Source organism: Paenibacillus barengoltzii G22, assembly GCF_000403375.2.
GTDB classification, from domain to species: domain Bacteria; phylum Bacillota; class Bacilli; order Paenibacillales; family Paenibacillaceae; genus Fontibacillus; species Fontibacillus barengoltzii.
Genome location: NZ_KE159653.1, coordinates 365,136 through 382,662, shown reverse-complemented (window position 1 = coordinate 382,662; position 17,527 = coordinate 365,136). Strand labels below are relative to the sequence as shown.

The following is a 17,527-nucleotide window of genomic DNA, read 5'->3' as shown; positions in this document are numbered from 1 at the left end:
GGCACCCTATGGCAGCGGGCAAGGAAATCCCCGAGCTTTATTTTGACGGTCAATATATTGATGTGTTGTGGGATAATCATGATCAAGTGGTGAAGTGGTTCGAGAAGTACTTGGGTTGGAAGGTGCTTCGGCAAGAAAACTGGAAGGTGGATCCGCGCTGTTCCCAGGGTAAAATGACGCAGCTTCCTCTTGGAACCTGGTTGGTAACTTATCTTACGGATACCCGGCTCCCCCATCACTATGCAGAACGAGGGACGGTGGATGCCGACCTTCGGGTGTGCTTTCGAACCCGGGAGTTGGATCGTCTGCGGCGAGCATTTGTCACCGATGGCGTACGAGTATCTCCGGTATATGCCGGACCTGAGTCCCGGTATTTCGATGTATGGGCTACCGCCGAAGGCATCCGGTTAACGTTGCAGGAAGATTTGACGTTGCCTTCTGCCGACTTAGCGCCCTCTTGGATTCGGGTAGGCGTTAGCCGGTTAAACGAGTCTATTCAATGGTACGGCCAGTATCTGGGCATGAAATGCACCCAGCATGATCCGAAGGGCGGCTACGCGGTGATGGAGATGAAGCTGAATCATTCCGAAGCCAAGTCGCTTTGGGTACTTGAGCAAAAAAGCGGTAAGGCTTTCGTCGGCAAAGTGGACGGGCAGGTTCAGCCGGTATGTTGGATTCAGGAGCGCCAGGACTTGTTCAAATATTACCAATATTTAAAACAACGCGGGATCGAAACCTCTGGAATCGGGGGCTATCTGACCCAGGGACTTATCGGCTTTCATTTCTACGATCCAGACGGCAATCGATTTAATATCAGTAGTTTGTGAGGTGTAGGATGAGAAAATACATATATCTTATCCTGGCTTGTGTTCTAGTTGCTTCTTTGGTCCTCACGGGTTGTGAAGGGAGTCGTTCAGAGGTGCTTGACCTAGAGAACCACCTGCCAGATCAGGAAATCAAGGGCATCACGATTGAAAACTTGCCGATGGACAACGAAGAATATGCCATTCTGAAAGCAGCAGGATCAGATCGTGCCTTGGTCTTTGATGTGAACTTAGGCAAGGTTCAAGCCGATCGGGTTCATATATGGATCGATGATTATGAAAATGGGGAAAAAGTGGGCTCCTTGTTTGGGATGGAATCTTCTATAGATCAGGTTCATGACAATTCCTTCAGATTATATTTAACGACGCTTGCAATGGGGAATGGGGACGAGGTCTGGACGCTTGCTTTCCGGCAAAATGGCAACGTGGTTAGCTCGAAAACGGAACTCCCCAAGCAAGATTATGATAGTGCGATGACCCATCCCATGACATCCATTACTGCGAACCCAAATGAAACGGCCGTTTTGGGCGTAATTGCAAGAAACAAAGGGAAAGACCATATGGAGTCCAGCGATGATGTCGATGCATTAATTCGTGACAATCAGGCGGTTTATGTCATGAGATGTATGGTTTACGGTGATTAAGGATCAATAAGGGTATGTTTTACGGGCTCACTGAGCTGCCTCGGCTCATTCTACGCTTCTCCCGGTTGCGTTTGCGGTCATTCCAATACAGCTGCAGCGCGGACAAGGCGCATAACAATGAAATCATTACAAAGATGAGCGACCACACGAGAGGAGCAACCCCTGTCAGCTGGGCCAGATTGGTCGCATCTCCCGCCTGGCTGGGCGATACAATGGAATTTAGCAGCAGCGTGACCGGCCCCAGCACCGACTCTTCCAAGCATAGGAACGACAGCAGCAGGTAATAGAAGTTGCGAATGCGTCCTCCCCACAGGAAAAATGCAGCGTTCACCAGCACAAACAAAATCAACCATCCCCGGCCGTAGCCCGAGCGTACAAACAGCAGCAGCGAGATCAACGCCAGCATACTGATCAAGACGAGGCCGGCGGCTTGTTGTTGTCGGGAATAGCCGAAGAACATGGCGACCGCAAACAGGGAAGCCGAGGTATATCCAGCCAAGGATACGGCGATTTGGCTCCATCCCGATGCCAGTACCGAATAGGTGACGCCGCTGTGATCCGGGTGCAGTTCGATGCGTAGCACTTGCCCGGACGCAAGTAAAGTAACCACGGCATGGCCGAGTTCATGCACCATCGTGTCCAGCATGCGGAACCAATCCGAGAACGGAATCAGTCGGGTTAAAACGGCCGCTCCAATTAGAAAAACACAAGCTTTCAGCCATTTATTCATTAAACCTTCGCCCTCCCCGGCAACTTGCAGTTGCTTTTCATTATAAGGGAGGGCAAAATAGTATTCAAAAGGCGAACAAATTTTCGGTCGGATGGTATAATGGTCGTGACGGAGGTTTAGGAACGATGAATGAAGGTACGGATGAGAAACACAGCTTTTTCAACCGACATTTACATCATAATCGGGAACAACAGACGAGCTCGGAACACCGGTTAATTTTCGCCGAATTGGAAGTGGTGGACGGAAGCAAGCCGGAGGAAGGCCGGAAGGAGCCGGTGAGCCGGGTTGTCGAGCCGGATCTTTGGGAGCGTAATACGGATTGGCAGCAGGATTTTCGTTATATCTCCCGGGAGCAACGGTTTGTCCAGAAGGCGAAGGAATTGGCGGAAGCCGTAGAGAGGGCAGCGGAGTTTGTTCCTTTTCAAACGTATTGGCCGACCTATGATGAGATGCAGCCAAGGCAGCTGAAATGGTATTTGTTCTGGCGCGGGGAGGTCCGTTCCGGACGTTATCCGGATACTGATCTGTCCTACATCTTCGTTTATTTGTACGAGCTGATCCATGGAATCGGCTGGTCGGAGCCGGCCGAAGGATATACCTTAATGGAACAAGTCTGGCAGGGTTACCGGCAGCGTTATCCTAAACTGGATCTTTACGTACGGGAGTGGTTATTTGATTTGACCTTGGTGTTCCAATTGGAGGAACGTCCCACGGAACCGATGACAAAGCTGCCCCGCAATTTGTCCATGGAACTGAAGGAGCTGGAATGGCGCAGACGATTCACCGCTGAACCGCTGGACTTGAGCTGGGAGCTGTTGCTTAAGCTGATAGATTATGATGTGGAGAAGAGCCGTTTTTACCAGGAGCAAGGGCGCAAGGACATGCAGAATTACGTGCCGAAGGTCATCTCGCTGGTCGACGGCTATCTCTCTAGAAGCAAAGGCATTCGCATTCTGGAGCTGTATAAGCCGAAGGAGACTCAAATGTCCCGCTATCTATTCCGCAGCGCGGTATATGATCATGAAATGTATGGGCGCACGAAGACGGTTATTGTCTTGCCCTACAGCGGGCATCCGCCGTTACGCGCATTTCTGACCCAGCTCGTTCGCTTGACGGAGAACTTATTGCGGGAGTTTACCGGGGTTAAGGGGAAGCTGCGGGGGATCGATGTAGGGCCGGAGATCGAGAAGCTGGTCCGCCGTTATTTGCACAAGGAATTTGAACGACGGAAGGCAGAAGAAGCGAAAGCCCGGGCACCCAAGGTGAAAATTAACACCGCCAAATTGCGGAAGCTTCAGCAGGAATCCGATGAAGTGCGGGACATGTTGCTCAGCGAGGAGCAGACGCTGGCCTTTACGCCGGAAGCACCGGGAATTCCGCTGGAGCAGGCTGTAACTTCGTTGGAACGCAAGCTCGTTGAAGTTGAACCGGTGCAGCCTGCCTTTGATTTTGAACGGGGATATGAGCAGGTATCGGAAGATTCCACGGCGGCGCGATCCGATCGCGAAGACTTGATCGGGGGGCGTAAAGAGGAGGCGGTTATTGCTTCGCAGTCCCCGCAACCGGATAAACAAGCTTCTCAGTCCGTGACTGAGGAACGAAGTGATGCTGAGCAGGTCCAAAGCGAGGCGAATGCGAACCTGCCGGAGGAATGGCAGGAACTGTTCGCCGGCTTGACGACTCCGCAGGCGCAGATGCTGGCCGCCCTACTCCAGGGCTATCGTGCTGCGGAACGCCAAGCGATAGCCGAGCAGGCTGGCTCCATGCCTGAGCTGCTGATCGATGAGATCAATGAGCTGGCGATGGAGAGAATTGGTGATCTTCTGATCGATGGGGACGAAGTCGTAGAAGAGTACCGTACGGAACTTAACGAATGGCTTGCAAGTCAACGCTGAGCGATAAGCGGTACATTGATTGGATATAGGATAAGTTTGGAACGATGAGGTGAACGAGAATGAAACAGGTGCATATCCCGAAGCGGCTGACCACCGCGCTTGTCAATTCCTTGACGGCCGGGGTCGTGCCGCGTGTCGGGCTGGAACATATCGCGGTCGGTCGGAAACCGGAGGTGGCGTCGATCCTGCAGGATATGGACAATATCGCGGAGGGCGGGGCGGCTTTCCGCTTGATCACAGGGCGTTACGGAAGCGGGAAGAGCTTCCTGCTCCAAATGATTCGCAACTATGCGATGGATCGCGATTTTGTGGTGGCTGACGCCGATTTGTCGCCGGAGCGTCGGCTGGTTGGCACGAAAGGTCAAGGGCTGGCAACCTACCGGGAGTTGATGATGCATCTCTCCACTCGGACACGGCCCGACGGCGGCGCGCTGGAGACGATGCTGCAGAAGTGGATCGCCGCTCTCCAACAGGAGCAAATGCAAGCCACCGGCCTGCGTCCCGGTGATCCGCAACTGCATGATGCGGTGGAGCTTCGCATTTATGCGGTGACCAATGAGATGCAAAGTCTTGTGCACGGGTTTGACTTCGCCAAGGTGCTGGCCGCCTACTGGTCAGGCTACAAGCTTGGTGACGATGATCGGAAAGCCGCAGCCTTACGCTGGCTGCGCGGTGAGGTTCCGACCAAAACGGAGGCGCGTCAAGAGTTGGGCGTTGGTGTAATTATCGACGACGACAACTGGTACGATTACATGAAGCTGTGGGCGGAATTTGCCGTGCGCATCGGGTATCGGGGGCTGCTTCTGTTTATCGATGAGGGCGTGAATCTGTACAAAATCACAAACAGCATTTCCCGCCAAAGCAATTACGAGAAGATCCTGACGATGTTCAACGACACAATGCAGGGCAAAGCCCAGTACCTCGGCATCTTCATGGGCGGTACGCCGCAGTTCGTGGAAGACGAGCGGCGGGGGCTGTTCAGCTACGATGCTCTGCGCTCGCGATTGATCGACGGGCGTTACAGCAGCGGGACGCGCCGTTCGTACACGTCGCCAATCTTGAAGTTGGACATGCTGTCGCATGAGGAAATTTTGCTCCTGTTGCAGAAGCTGCGCGAGATTCACGCGATCCATTTCGGTTACACGATGCAACTGACCGATGAACAGCTGATCGTATTTATGCAGGCAGCGGTAAATCGACTGGGGGCTGAGGAGTTGCTCACAACCCGGGAGGTCGTGCGCGATTTTATGGATGTGCTGCACCTGATGCACCAGCAACCGGAGCTTTCGTTCGAGGAACTTATGGGTGAACGGGAACAGGAATATGCGGCGTCGATGAGCCAAGGGGCCAAGGATAAAGGCGGCTCTGACGAGCTGGACGACTTTTTGGCGGAGTTTGAGTTATGAGCGGGCCTAGTCCTTTCTCCCGGTTAGCGCCGTTTATTCAGGAATACATCTATCGCAAAAATTGGGACTCGCTGCGCGACGCCCAGGTGGAAGCCTGTCGTGTACTGTTCGACACGCCGCACCATCTGTTGATCGCATCCGGCACGGCGTCGGGGAAGACGGAAGCCGCCTTTTTCCCTGCGCTGACAGAGCTTTATCATCGGCCATCGGAATCCGTTGGCATTCTATACATTGGGCCGTTAAAGGCATTGATTAACGACCAGTTTGAGCGGATCAAGGAGTTGCTGCGGGATGGGGAAGTGCCGGTCTGGCATTGGCACGGGGACGTCGCCCAAGCGGAGAAAACCAAGCTGATGCAGCGCCCCAGCGGTGTCCTACAAATTACCCCCGAGTCGCTGGAAGGGCTGCTGATGAACCGCCCGAATGCAATCCCCGCCTTGTTCCATGACCTGCGGTATATCATGATCGACGAGGTGCACGCCTTTATGGGGGCCGACCGGGGGATTCAGGTCATCAGCCAACTTACCCGATTGGAGCGGATGGCTTCCTGTAAGCCGAGACGAATCGGTTTGTCGGCTACACTTGGTGATTACGAGATTGCAGCCCGTTGGCTGGGGGCGGGGACGCCGCAGCCGGTGGAGGTGGTCTCGCCGCCGGGCGGACGTAAACTGAAGTTGTCGGTGGAGCATTTCTCCTTCCCAGATGCCCGTGATGAACGGGAAGCGGAGCATCTTGAGCTGGCCAAGCAGAAGTATTACAACTTCATTTACGACAACACACATCGCAAAAAAGCGCTCGTCTTCACCAACAGCCGCACCGACGCCGAGTTGACTACGCTGGAGCTTCGCCGGATCGCAGCGAAGCGGGAGGAGCGCGATGTGTTCCATGTTCATCACGGCAGCATTTCGGCGATGCTGCGCGAAGAGACCGAGGCCGCGCTGCGCTCCGGCCCGGGACCGGCGGTCGCCGCAGCGACGGTGACGCTGGAGCTCGGCATCGACCTGGGCGAGCTGGAGCGGGTCATCCAGCTCGGCGCACCCTACAGCTGCTCCAGCTTTGTGCAGCGGTTGGGACGCTCCGGCCGGCGTGGTGATCAGGCATCGGAGATGATGTTCCTCTGCGCGGAGGAAGAAGATGAGGATGCCCAATTGCCGGCACGAATGCCGTGGACGCTGCTGCGGGCGATCGCGGTCATCGAGCTGTATGTGCGCGAGCGCTGGGTGGAACCGGTCGAGCTGCGCAAGAAGCCGGTTGGCGTGCTGTACCATCAGACGATGAGCACGCTCAAGAGCATTGGCGAAGCGGAACCGGCGGATTTGGCCCGGGCTGTGCTGACATTGCCGGCGTTTCGCGGCGTTGAGCCGGAGGAGTACAAGGCAATGCTGCAGTACCTGCTGCAAACCGACCATATTCAGCAGACCGAGGAAGGTACCCTGATCATCGGACTTGGCGGAGAGAAGATCGTAAATAACTTTCGCTTCTACGCGGTCTTTAAGGATGACGAGGAGCATGTCGTCTACAACGGTTCGGAGGAAATCGGCAGTATCACTACTGTGCCGCCGCCTGGCTATTGCTTCTCGCTCGCCGGGAAGCTGTGGAAGGTCGAGGAAGTGGACAGCAAGCATAAAGCGGTGTACGTCAAATCCTCGCGCGGCAAAGTGGATACGCTTTGGCTTGGTGCCGGGGGAGATGTACATACCCGGGTCATGCAGAAGATGCGCCAGGTGTTGGAGGAACACACCTTGTACCCGTATCTTGCTCCGGGCGCGGCTAATCGTTTGGAACGGGCGCGCCGGTTAGCCCGGGAGAGCGGGCTGCTGAGAAGTCCTGTCATTCCGGCTGGCGGCGATTCGCTGTTTATTTTACCGTGGGCGGGAAGCAAGCAGTTCCGAACCTTGGAACGTCTGCTGAAGCATAATTTGACGGACCCGATGGGCTTGCGCCAAGTCGTTCCGATGGAACCTTATTATATGGTGGTGTCAGGAAGAGCAGGTGCCGAGGAGCTGCTAGCCGCGATTCGGGCGGAACTGAATTCCATCCCTCATCCTGAGGCATTGCTGGCTGCATCCGAAGCCCCTTATTTGGGCAAATACGACGAGTTCGTACCGCCTGAGCTGGTGCGTCGGGCTTACGCTGTGGATGGGCTGGATGTAAAAGGGTTGGCCGAAGCTTTAGAAGCGGCGGGGAAGCCAAGTGAATATCGCTCGGGCAGTTCTAACGAGTAGTGGAGGACAACCATGGAAATAGAGCTCATATTGGAACGTATCGTGAATCAACTGCTGGGAACAGAAGGTCTTCAAGCCATCGTTCTGGGAGGGTCGCGGGCGACGAACACCCATCGTCCCGATTCAGATATTGATATCGGTCTGTACTATGGGGCGAGAACGGCTTAGATATTGCTAGACTGAATCAAATCGCCAAGGAACTTGATGATCAGCACCGCAACAACCTGATGACAGGGATCGGCGAATGGGGGCCCGAGGTGAATGGCGGCGGTTGGCTGATCATCGGCGGATACCATGTGGATTTTCTGTAGCGGTGCGCAACATTCAATCGTTTGCAATCCGACCGGAACGTTACAAGGAACGATTGGATGGGGTTTACACCAAGCTGGGCCCGGACCCGAAGGGAATCCGCGAAAGCATCCAAGAACTCCGAAGATTGATCGATGAAGTAAATAAGCTCGCGAAGACGTCAACCGGGAGGAAGCCTGATGAGTACGAGTAAAAAAATGAAAATTAGCCCTCCGCAGCTTGCGGCTGAATTAACGGCAGCGGATTGGGCGGATGTGCTGGACGATGAGGACCATGAGCTGGTTGGAGCATCGGTGGCGGGTGCATCCTATGAGTACGGGAATATCGAAAAATGCATTTTATCCAAAGTGAGGCTTCGGGGTTGTTCTTTTGTTAGTACCGCTTTTGAGCGAATGGACATGACCGACGTCGTGTTGGAAAATTGCGATTTATCCAACGCGGTGCTGGAGAAAGCCATCATCCACCGGGTGCATTTCAACGATTGCAAGTTGACGGGGCTGAATTTGTCCAAAATAAATGCGGGCTCCGTGCTGTTTGAACGTTGCGTGATGAATTTATGCGATTTTGTGGAAGCTTCCTTAAAGCAAGTGAGATTTCAGGACTGTTCTCTGCAGAATGCGAATTTCTACGGCGCCAAATTCAAAGAGATTGAGCTGCTGAACTCGGATCTGAATGAGGCGGATTTTAACGATACCTCGCTAAAGGGGATAGATATTAGCACCTGTACGTTCGAACGCGTTGACATCCCCGCCTATGCTTTGGCAGGTTGTACTGTTTCCCCTGAGCAAGCGATCGGCTTTGCCAAACTGCTTGGCCTGATCGTAAAATAATACAAAGACGCACATAACACCCGGATACATCCGGCAATATCTCGACGATACTCGTAAACGTGAATTGCAGGAGGGCTGACTATGCGATTCAAAACGAAGCGGGATCCGTTATTTGTATGGCTTTGGCTGCTCATGCTCTTTTTTGCTAATCTCGTGCTGCTTTGGCCGCTGCTTCTTGATCCACAAGCGTTAACACGGACAGAGATTGTAGGGATCATCGTGCCCGATGCGCTCGTCACCCTATTGCTGACTTGGTTAGCGCTGGATATCTCTTATGTGATCAGAGAGGACCTGCTTGTAGTTAAAGGCGGGATGTTTCGTTCGAAAATTCGTTATGAGGATATCACTCGAATCACGCGGCAACCGAATATCTGGTTGGGATATCGGCTTTTATTCTCGCGGGATGCAATCGAAATCCATTACCGGAACGGTGTCCTGGGCAGCGTTGCCATTTCGCCGGTGGATCAGGAGCGATTTATCCAAGAACTGATTCGCCGGAACCCCTCGATCGAATTTAGCGACCAACCTTGAACAGGGAGCATAACAACCTGCTAGCACATTAAAGGGGCGAAAGTGAAATTCCGCCCCTTTGCTATGAAGTATTAGCTTAGTTTACCTTCGTAAACATCCACTTCTGCGCATCCGTGCCGTTATCGGTCCACTGCTGTACCGCCGCTCCGTCCGCTGTTGAAGCGCCAGATACATCCATGACCAAACCGCTGGCTTTGGAGATCAGCTTGAAGTATCCGCCGCCGGCATCCACGATCCGCCACCGCTGCGCGTCCGTACCGTTATCCGTCCATTGCTGTAGCTGTACGCCAGCAGCTGTGCTAGCACTAGGCACGTCCAACACCTTGCCGCTATGAATGGCGGTCAGCTTATAATAGCCGTCGCCGGTAGATTCCAGACGGAAACGTTGGTTGTTGGCGGAATAGTTGGTCCATTGCTGAATTTTAGCGCCGTCCGCAATGGAGACATCCGTGACATCCAGTACCTTGCCGCTGACTTTGGAGGCGATGGTGTATACCGCACCGTTCTCAAGCACGGGAGAGGATCCCCCTTGATCCTGATAGACGCGAACATAATCCACAAGCATTTGTGCCGGGAACGGTGTCGAGCCGTTCGGGCTGCCCGGCCAGTTACCGCCAACGGCGAGGTTCAGCAGAATGAAGAACGGCTTCTGGAATTCTTCTGTATTTCCGGTTCCGTTGGCGATATAGATCTCGTTGTACTGAACGCCGTCAACGAACCAGCGGATATAGCTCGGATCCCATTCGATCGAGTACGTGTGGAATTGCGAGAAATCCAAATTGCCCGAAGCCCGGCCGTAAGAGGCATATCCATTGGCGTCCCAATGGACGGTTCCGTGGACAACTGATTCATTGTTGACATGTTCCATAATATCGATTTCACCACAGTAAGGCCAACCGACATCTCTGAAGCTTTCGCCCAGCATCCAGAATGCCGGCCATATGCCTTGTCCAGTGGGAATCTTTATGCGGGCTTCGATCTTGCCGTACTTGAAGCTCTTTAAGCCTTGGGTTTTGATTCGTGCGGAGGTATAGTTTCTTCCTTCATAATTTTCTCGCTGGGCGGTGATGACCAGATTGCCGCCTGTAACCTGTACGTTTTGCGGCCTGTCGGTATAATACTGAAGTTCGTTGTTCCCCCATCCGTTATAGCCGGTGCCAATTTCGGGGGTCCATACGCCTCGATTCAACGAGGAACCGTTAAATTCATCGCTCCAGACCAACTGCCAGTTGGGAGCCGCGCTTGTTGTGTTGGGGACGGGAATAAAGACGACCAGGAGGGTAATCACCAGGAAGAGGAGAATCGGTTTACCGCGTTTTAGCATCATGAACAATCGCTCCTTTCAAAATTGAATGGATTGGGCTGACAGTCCAAATGCGAAATTCATACTAAACCGGTTTCGATCTTGTTATGATAGCGCTATCATTACATAGATTACCATTTAAAGGTTTGTTTTACAACAACTATTTTTACAGGTTTTTCAAATTGATGGGGTTCTGGTATTCTGGTATCAATTCAAGATGGAACGGGGGAAAGCTATGAATCTGCGAATATTAAAAGAGGGCGATGCGCAAGTTTATCAAAGCCTGCGATTGCAAGGATTGCAGGAACATCCGGATGCCTTCGGTTCGACCTTTGAGCGGGAAGTGGCCTGGAGCAAATATGATCATCCTTGTATATCCCAAAGAATCGGCGGGTGAGATATGAGACTCGCCCTGAAGAGGTTGTTGGCCTATTGGATCGATTTCACGATGCTGGCAGCTGCTTTGGTCGCAGTACAATGGCTGGTGAATTTCGCCGCTTCTGGCTTCCCCTTTAGCGAATTTGACAAGGGGATTGAAATTGAATTATGGGTGCTGGCTACGATGTCGTTGCCGGTATGGAGTTATTTTATTGTGATGGAGCTGCGTCATGGACAGACGTTCGGGAAAAAGTGGCTTAACCTGTGCGTCACCAATCGCCAAGGTGATCCGATCCAAATCGGGCAAGCGTTGGCTAGAACGGCGGTACGCTTGTTGCCGTGGGAGATGGCCCATACCATCATCTTGGTGCCCGAACCGTGGTGGAGCGTGGATACGCCGGCGCATCCAGGCTGGATTTACCTGCCGAACGGTTTAATGATCGTTTATCTTGTGATATTATTTTTCACTAAGGGAAGCCGGACTTGCCACGATCTGGTGGCTGGCACGAAGGTGAATCCAAGCGCACGAGAGAGAGGGTGATAACCGATGAAGTATTTTAAGAAGCTGGTGGGGTCCAGACTGTACTTGTCCCCGGTAAATCCAGAGGATGCGGAGACGTATGCTGATTGGATCAACGATCTTACCGTTTCCGTCCGGCTAGGGACATCCCGTGACGTGATCGGGTTGCAACGGGAGCAGAGATTTCTGGAAGACTTGGCCAAGGAAGGTCAAAATTATGCCATTGTTCGACTGGATGGAGATCAGTTGCTAGGCAATTGTTCGTTATTTGCTATCGATCATGTCCGCAGAGTGGCTGAGGCGGGGATCTTCTTGGGAGATGAGGGGCAGCGGGGGCAAGGATACGGCACCGAGGCGCTGCAACTCCTATGCGAATATGGATTTAAGATCCTGAATCTCAACAACATCATGCTGCGCGTTTTTGAATTCAACCAACCGGCCATCCGATGCTATGAAAAAGCGGGGTTCCGCGAGTTTGGCCGCAGATCGCAAAGCTACTATGTGAACAATACTTACTTCGACGAAATCTACATGGAACTGCTGCGGGACAATTGCAAGACGAATTTTCTGGATGCGAAGCTGCCCCGCCGCGAATAGAACGTGATATGCTGCATGACCCGGCCAAACGTATACGAAAGCCGGGTTGTATTTTATGCGAAAGGAAGACGACTCAAACCATTCAGGAGAATTTTCAGCTATAGGTAATCTGGAGTTACTCTAATATCGAGAGGAGAAGATCAAAGATGAAAGCGTCCACTCTGAAGTTTCCTTCCTATTGGAAGACCGAGATTAGCGTAAGATATATTCAAGTCACCGACTCTAATCGAAAGCTGGTGGTCTTGTTTCCCGGCAAAAACTACTCTTGTGATCGACCCACCTTGCATTATGCGGCGCTTGCAGCCCGGGAGTGTGGATATGATATTCTGGTGCTCGAGTACGGTTACCAAGCCGCTCGTAAGGAGCTCGAGTATCGGGAAATTCCGCAGGTGATTCAGGATTGCGAACACGCGATACGGCAGGTTATTGGCAGTTATGAGGAGATTGTGTTCATCAGCAAAAGCCTGGGGACGGTGGTGGCTGGCGAAGTCCATCGCAGATTGGGAGTTAGGGCCGAGGAAATCCGGCATATTTATTTGACGCCAATTTCCGACACTCTACCGTATATCCATGAAACTCAAGCGGTTGTCGTTTACGGTACGAAGGATGATGTGTTTCCTCCCGGATTGGCAAGTCGGCTGAAGGCATCAGACCGATTGAAAATTGTGCCCATCCCCGGGGCTAACCATGTATTGGAAACGGGACGGGTGGAAGAGAGCTTGGACATTTTGCGAGAGCTCACCGTTATATATAAGGAAGTATTGCTTGGTGGAGTGAAGCATCAGGCGTAAAAACAATGGGCTGATATGAACCACTTGGAGGACAACATGAGCGAAACTGAATTGTTTGACATCTACACGAAGGATATGAAGAAGCTGGGTACGGCTCCAAGACAAGAGGTTCATGCCAAAGGGCTGTGGCACCAAACCTTTCATTGCTGGATTATGAAACGGGATGCCCAGGGTGAAATTTATTTGTTATTTCAACGTCGGCATCCCAATAAAGATGTGTTCCCGTTGTTATTGGATACCTCTTGTGCAGGGCATCTCCAAGCCGGAGAAGACGTTAAGGACGGAATCCGTGAACTGAAGGAGGAGCTTGGGTTAGCGATCCCGGTTGAGGACCTGACGTATCTCGGCAGGGTAGCCCAAGAGCATTTCCCTTCACCTGATTTGATCGACCGTGAGGTCAACCATGTCTACATTTATGAAAATGAACAGTCCTTACTTCATTATCGCATCCAGACTGAAGAACTGATAGGGCTGTATTGGGTAAGCATACTGGATTTACAGGAGCTGCGCCGCGGGGAACGCGACGAGCTGACGTCAACGGGGGTTTACATGGATGAAGCCAGCGGGGGGCTGAAGGAAGAACAGGCCACGTGGCGGCTTACGGATTTTACGCCCAATTCGGACGAGTATTATCAAATGTTATTTGACCGGATCACCTCCTTATTCTGAACGCGGCGGGTTTTCTGCTGGGCGCCAGCATATATAAAAGGTATAGACGTGTGCGGCATGAACGAGAAGCTAGGAGGTGACTTCAGCTGAACAAGGAAAAGAGCTTGTTATATGCTTTTTTGGTCGGCGTCGGTTTTAGCTTGGTTCCATTCCCGACGTCGGGCTTCTTTCTCATCCAAGTCATTTTCATTTTTATTCGCAGCCTGGGCATGATTGTCACGATCTTTGCCGGGATCTTACTCTTATCGGAAATCTATTCCCACCTCAAAGGCTTCTACGGAAGTTTGATCCAAAACCTGGCCATAGCAACCGCTGTGATTCTGGCGCTCGTTCTTATTTTCTACTGGGGATTGTTCTAACTAGCTTCGTATCGGGGAAAGGGGAAAATCCACATTGGAATCCAGGAAGTTTGTTGATGTGAACATCAAACGGGCCATCGCAGACCAAGCGGAGCGGACGGACCAGCGAACGCTGGCGTTATGGGCGGCGGAATGCGCGGAACGTGTACTGCCTTGCTTTGAGGCGACACGGCCGGAGGACCTGCGGCCGCGGCAAGCGATCGAAGCGGCGCGCGCGTGGGTGCGCGGCGAAGTCAGCATGGCCGCGGCCCGCGCAGCAGCGGTTGCCGCGCATAACGCGGCGCATGATGCCGGCCATGCCTCCGTCAGCGCTGCGGCGCGAGCGGCGGGCCACGCGGCGGCTACTGCGCATGTGGCGGGGCACGCGGCGCATAGCGCCACCTACGCCGCCAAGGCGCTCGCCTATGCTGCGGACAATGCGGTAGCGGCCAAAGCAAAGACCGAGCAGGAGCGGCAGTGGCAGCTCCGCAGGTTGTTGGAATTGAGCACGTAAGCGGTGATGGAGGCGTTGAGTTGAAGTATTTTACCAAAGCGATGTATGAGCAAATGCAAATCAGGGGATTACACGATCTTTCGTTGGTTGCCGGCGGTGTGAACATCGAGTAGTTGATTATTTGACATAAGGAGCTAAACCGATGAAATCTTCATCATTAATCGTCCGTGAAGTACAGTCGGGTGACCTGGAGCCCTTGGCACGGCTGTTTGACGAGTATCGCCAATTTTATGAACAAGCTTCAGATCTCGAAGGAGCCCGGCGTTTTCTGGCGGAAAGGGGAAGCCGGCATGAATCCGTCGTCTTTCTGGCCATCGATTCGGTCAGCGGGACCGCCGTTGGGTTTACGCAGCTGTATCCGTCCTTTTCCTCCATCTCGATGAAACGAGTATGGATTTTAAACGATTTATACGTGCGGGAGGAATATCGGAACCAGGGCGCGGCGAAGCTGCTCTTGGAAGCAGCCAAATCCCACGCTCAGCGGACGAACGCGAAAGGCTTGGAGCTGTCGACGGCGATGACGAACGTCCGGGCCCAAAGATTGTATGAAACGAGCGGGTATGAACGGGATACGGAGTTTTATCATTTTTTTTTGAGCTTGATGTAAAGGGAGTTATTGCATGACCAAGGTGCTTGTAGTAGATGATGAAGCGAGTATTTCTGGAGCCGTGTCGTACGCGCTTCGGAGGGAAGGGTATACGGTGGAGACGGCAGCGGACGGGCAAGAAGCTTTAGACCAGGTTGAGATGTTCAAACCGGATGTGATGGTGCTTGACGTGATGATGCCAAAGCTAAGCGGATACGAGGTTTGCCGCAAGCTGGAGGGGCGGCCGTCGCGGCCAGCGATCCTGCTGCTAACCGTCAAAAACGACATCGTGGATAAAGTGCTGGGATTGGAGCTCGGAGCAGACGATTACATGACTAAGCCGTTTGATATGCGAGAGCTTGTCGCTCGGGTGAAGGCGCTGACCCGTCGCGGCCCGCGGGCGATCCCGGCCAATTCCGGCGAGGCGCAGGAACGTATACGGCTGGGGGGACTCACGATCCATCTGCTCAATCGGACGGTTCATGCCGGAGACACCCTGATCGATTTAACGCCAAAGGAATTCGATATCCTGGCACTCCTCGCCGGGCATCCGGGACGGGTGTATTCGCGGGAAGCGCTCTTGGAGCAGGTGTGGGACATGGATTTCGCGGGCGGCACGCGAACGGTGGACATGCACGTGCAACGGCTGCGCAAGAAGCTGGGCCCGTGGAACGATTGCATTCAAACCGTCTACGGTATCGGTTATAAAAGCGTGGAGCTTTCATCATGAAACAGCGGAGTCTACGGTTTGGCCTGAAATGGAGAGCCGCGCTGCTGCTGGCTTTCCTGCTAACTGCGGTGATTGCTGTGCTTAGCCTGCTGGTATTGGCCGGGATCCGCGAGGATCAGCGCCAGCGCTTGGAGCAAATGCTGGCTGCAGAGGCGGAAACCGCGAACCTTCGGGTCCGCCAAGAAGCGTTGACGAGCGGCTCGCTGGATCCAGACGCGTTTATGGAGCTCAGCGGGCAAGACCTTGCCGTCAATTTAGGTGCAGAAAGCGGACTTCCGGTCACACTATATAAGCTGGACGGTTCGCTTGCCGGCACCTCGTTGCCGTTCCAGCCCAAGGCGGACGTTCAGGACGCGCTGGCTTATACAGCCAAAGGACAGTCCGCGTATATCACGCAAGGCGATCAGCTGTTGTATCTGGCACCGCTTTATACGATGGATCAGCAGCCGGCGGGGACGGTCCAGTTTCATATGTCTCTTGCAGAGCAGCACGCTTTTTACGAAAGAATTCAGCGTCTGTTCTGGCTGGTTGGCGCGGCCGTACTGGTTGGGGGATTTCTGCTCGGCTACCTCTACGTCTGGCGGCAGGCCAATGTGATTACGCGGCTCAACCGCGCCGCCATGCGCATCGGGGAAGGGGAGTACCTTCGTGAGCCCACGGTTCGACGGAAGGATGAGCTGGGTGAATTGGCGTTGGGAATCTATGAAATGAGCGGAAAAATCGCCACAACCCATGCCCAACTAACCGATGAGAAAAGCAAACTGATCGAGGCCGTAACCCGGTTGCAGGAGCTGGAGCAGCAGCAGAAGCTGTTTATCGGGAACATCAGCCATGAGCTGAAGACACCGCTGACCTCGATCCTTGCCTATACGGACTTGTTGAATATGTATCGGGATGATCCGGCGTTGCTTGACGAGGCGTGCCGCCAGATCGGCATGGAGGCGGAGCGATTGTACGCGCTGGTTGAGAAAGCGTTGAAGCTCTCCTCCATGGACGTCTATGACTTCGAGACGAAAGCGGCTTCGGTGGACCTGAAGCCCTTGCTGGAGGACGCGACCGCACGCCTGCAGGCGAAAGCAGAGCAGCAAGGCATACAGATCGTCACTGACCTGCAGGACGGCAAGGTATGGGCCGATGCGGATAACGTGATGCACATGGTGATGAATCTGCTAGATAACGCTGTGAAATACAACAAGCCCGGGGGAAAAGTGTTTTTGTCCAATGAGGCCGTCTCGGTAACGGATGGCACCGACCGGATGCAAATTACGGTGAGAGATACCGGGATCGGCATTCCACCGGGGGCGCAGGCTCGCATCTTTGACCCGTTCTACACCGTCAGCAGCGATCGGTCCAGAGCCCATGGCGGGACAGGCTTAGGGCTGTCGCTGGTGCGCAGCTTGGCGGAGAAGCAGCATGGCTCGGTGAAACTGGCGGCTTCCGGTCCCGAAGGGTCCACGTTTGTGATCGAGCTGCCGCTTGAACGTCCGCAACCTGCAGGAAGCGGCGGCTAAGCCAGCCCATTTCAGCCCAGACTTGAAGAAGTCGGGGCTTTTTTTGCATTCAAATGCAAAAGTACATTTGATTTCCTGGATAACCGCTGGTTTCGGGCCAATGAAATGTAAAAGCGGCTAGGCCCCCTAAATCCGGAGTCCTGACCTACAAGTTTTGTGTTATCGCAGTCCAGCTCATTTTCTTGTGTGTTTACAT

Annotated in this window: 21 protein-coding genes; 19 read left to right on the top strand and 2 right to left on the bottom strand. The window is 53.4% G+C overall.

What is annotated here, in order from left to right; all coding sequences use genetic code 11:
- Window positions 1–8 precede the first annotated feature (8 nt).
- Complete coding sequence (locus C812_RS10125) at window positions 9–827, top strand: VOC family protein (protein WP_016312563.1); 819 nt, start codon at window positions 9–11, stop codon at window positions 825–827.
- Between the two features lie 8 nt (window positions 828–835).
- Window positions 836–1,468, top strand: coding sequence for a hypothetical protein (locus C812_RS10120; protein ID WP_016312562.1), 633 nt, complete (start codon window positions 836–838; stop codon window positions 1,466–1,468).
- Between the two features lie 19 nt (window positions 1,469–1,487).
- Here C812_RS10120 and C812_RS10115 read toward each other — a convergent pair whose 3' ends face one another.
- Window positions 1,488–2,198 carry a M50 family metallopeptidase gene (locus C812_RS10115; protein ID WP_016312561.1) on the bottom strand — a complete coding sequence of 237 codons (711 nt, stop codon included), beginning with the start codon at window positions 2,196–2,198 and terminating at the stop codon, window positions 1,488–1,490.
- Window positions 2,199–2,323: 125 nt separating this feature from the next.
- Here C812_RS10115 and C812_RS10110 point away from each other — a divergent pair, with 125 nt between their 5' ends.
- The 7 genes from C812_RS10110 (at window position 2,324) to C812_RS10080 (ending at window position 9,394) form a co-directional block, all read left to right on the top strand.
- Window positions 2,324–4,093 (top strand): TerB N-terminal domain-containing protein, encoded by a 1,770-nt coding sequence (locus C812_RS10110; protein WP_016312560.1) that lies wholly within the window; start codon window positions 2,324–2,326, stop codon window positions 4,091–4,093.
- Window positions 4,094–4,152: 59 nt separating this feature from the next.
- A complete protein-coding gene (locus C812_RS10105) occupies window positions 4,153–5,499 on the top strand; it encodes an ATP-binding protein (protein WP_016312559.1) in 1,347 nt (448 codons plus the stop codon).
- Entirely contained in the window at window positions 5,496–7,724 is a 2,229-nt protein-coding gene (locus tag C812_RS10100) for a DEAD/DEAH box helicase (protein ID WP_016312558.1), read from the top strand. Before C812_RS10105 ends, C812_RS10100 begins: the two co-directional genes overlap by 4 nt.
- A gap of 12 nt (window positions 7,725–7,736) precedes the next feature.
- Entirely contained in the window at window positions 7,737–7,892 is a 156-nt protein-coding gene (locus C812_RS22835) for a nucleotidyltransferase domain-containing protein (protein WP_016312557.1), read from the top strand.
- Window positions 7,893–7,995: 103 nt separating this feature from the next.
- Window positions 7,996–8,226, top strand: coding sequence for a hypothetical protein (locus C812_RS10090; protein WP_208855763.1), 231 nt, complete (start codon window positions 7,996–7,998; stop codon window positions 8,224–8,226).
- Window positions 8,213–8,863, top strand: a complete 651-nt coding sequence (locus C812_RS10085; RefSeq protein WP_016312555.1) for a pentapeptide repeat-containing protein — start codon at window positions 8,213–8,215, stop codon at window positions 8,861–8,863. The genes C812_RS10090 and C812_RS10085 overlap by 14 nt, the downstream gene beginning before the upstream one ends.
- 81 nt (window positions 8,864–8,944) lie before the next feature.
- Window positions 8,945–9,394 carry a PH domain-containing protein gene (locus tag C812_RS10080; protein ID WP_016312554.1) on the top strand — a complete coding sequence of 150 codons (450 nt, stop codon included), beginning with the start codon at window positions 8,945–8,947 and terminating at the stop codon, window positions 9,392–9,394.
- 76 nt (window positions 9,395–9,470) lie between these two features.
- Here the strand turns inward: C812_RS10080 and C812_RS10075 are convergent, their stop codons facing one another.
- Window positions 9,471–10,718 carry an RICIN domain-containing protein gene (locus C812_RS10075; RefSeq protein ID WP_036625276.1) on the bottom strand — a complete coding sequence of 416 codons (1,248 nt, stop codon included), beginning with the start codon at window positions 10,716–10,718 and terminating at the stop codon, window positions 9,471–9,473.
- Between the two features lie 214 nt (window positions 10,719–10,932).
- Here C812_RS10075 and C812_RS22245 point away from each other — a divergent pair, with 214 nt between their 5' ends.
- The 10 genes from C812_RS22245 to C812_RS10030 all read left to right on the top strand — a co-directional run bounded on the left by C812_RS22245 (window position 10,933) and on the right by C812_RS10030 (window position 17,331).
- The gene (locus C812_RS22245) at window positions 10,933–11,094 is read left to right on the top strand and encodes a hypothetical protein (protein ID WP_016312552.1); all 162 of its coding nucleotides are present in this window, start codon (window positions 10,933–10,935) and stop codon (window positions 11,092–11,094) included.
- Window positions 11,095–11,097: 3 nt separating this feature from the next.
- Window positions 11,098–11,616, top strand: coding sequence for an RDD family protein (locus C812_RS10070; protein ID WP_016312551.1), 519 nt, complete (start codon window positions 11,098–11,100; stop codon window positions 11,614–11,616).
- Window positions 11,617–11,622: 6 nt separating this feature from the next.
- On the top strand, window positions 11,623–12,192 hold the full coding sequence (locus C812_RS10065) for a GNAT family N-acetyltransferase (RefSeq protein WP_016312550.1): 570 nt from the start codon (window positions 11,623–11,625) through the stop codon (window positions 12,190–12,192).
- 146 nt (window positions 12,193–12,338) lie between these two features.
- Window positions 12,339–12,983, top strand: a complete 645-nt coding sequence (locus tag C812_RS10060) for an alpha/beta fold hydrolase (protein WP_016312549.1) — start codon at window positions 12,339–12,341, stop codon at window positions 12,981–12,983.
- Window positions 12,984–13,019: 36 nt separating this feature from the next.
- On the top strand, window positions 13,020–13,652 hold the full coding sequence (locus C812_RS10055) for an NUDIX hydrolase (RefSeq protein ID WP_016312548.1): 633 nt from the start codon (window positions 13,020–13,022) through the stop codon (window positions 13,650–13,652).
- A 104-nt stretch (window positions 13,653–13,756) separates the two neighbouring features.
- On the top strand, window positions 13,757–14,011 hold the full coding sequence (locus C812_RS10050; RefSeq protein ID WP_016312547.1) for a hypothetical protein: 255 nt from the start codon (window positions 13,757–13,759) through the stop codon (window positions 14,009–14,011).
- Between the two features lie 34 nt (window positions 14,012–14,045).
- A complete protein-coding gene (locus C812_RS10045; RefSeq protein WP_084770681.1) occupies window positions 14,046–14,504 on the top strand; it encodes a putative immunity protein in 459 nt (152 codons plus the stop codon).
- 142 nt (window positions 14,505–14,646) lie between these two features.
- Complete coding sequence (locus C812_RS10040; protein ID WP_016312544.1) at window positions 14,647–15,111, top strand: GNAT family N-acetyltransferase; 465 nt, start codon at window positions 14,647–14,649, stop codon at window positions 15,109–15,111.
- 13 nt (window positions 15,112–15,124) lie between these two features.
- A complete protein-coding gene (locus C812_RS10035; protein WP_016312543.1) occupies window positions 15,125–15,820 on the top strand; it encodes a response regulator transcription factor in 696 nt (231 codons plus the stop codon).
- Window positions 15,817–17,331 (top strand): sensor histidine kinase, encoded by a 1,515-nt coding sequence (locus C812_RS10030; RefSeq protein WP_016312542.1) that lies wholly within the window; start codon window positions 15,817–15,819, stop codon window positions 17,329–17,331. The genes C812_RS10035 and C812_RS10030 overlap by 4 nt, the downstream gene beginning before the upstream one ends.
- The last annotated feature ends 196 nt before the right edge of the window (window positions 17,332–17,527 follow it).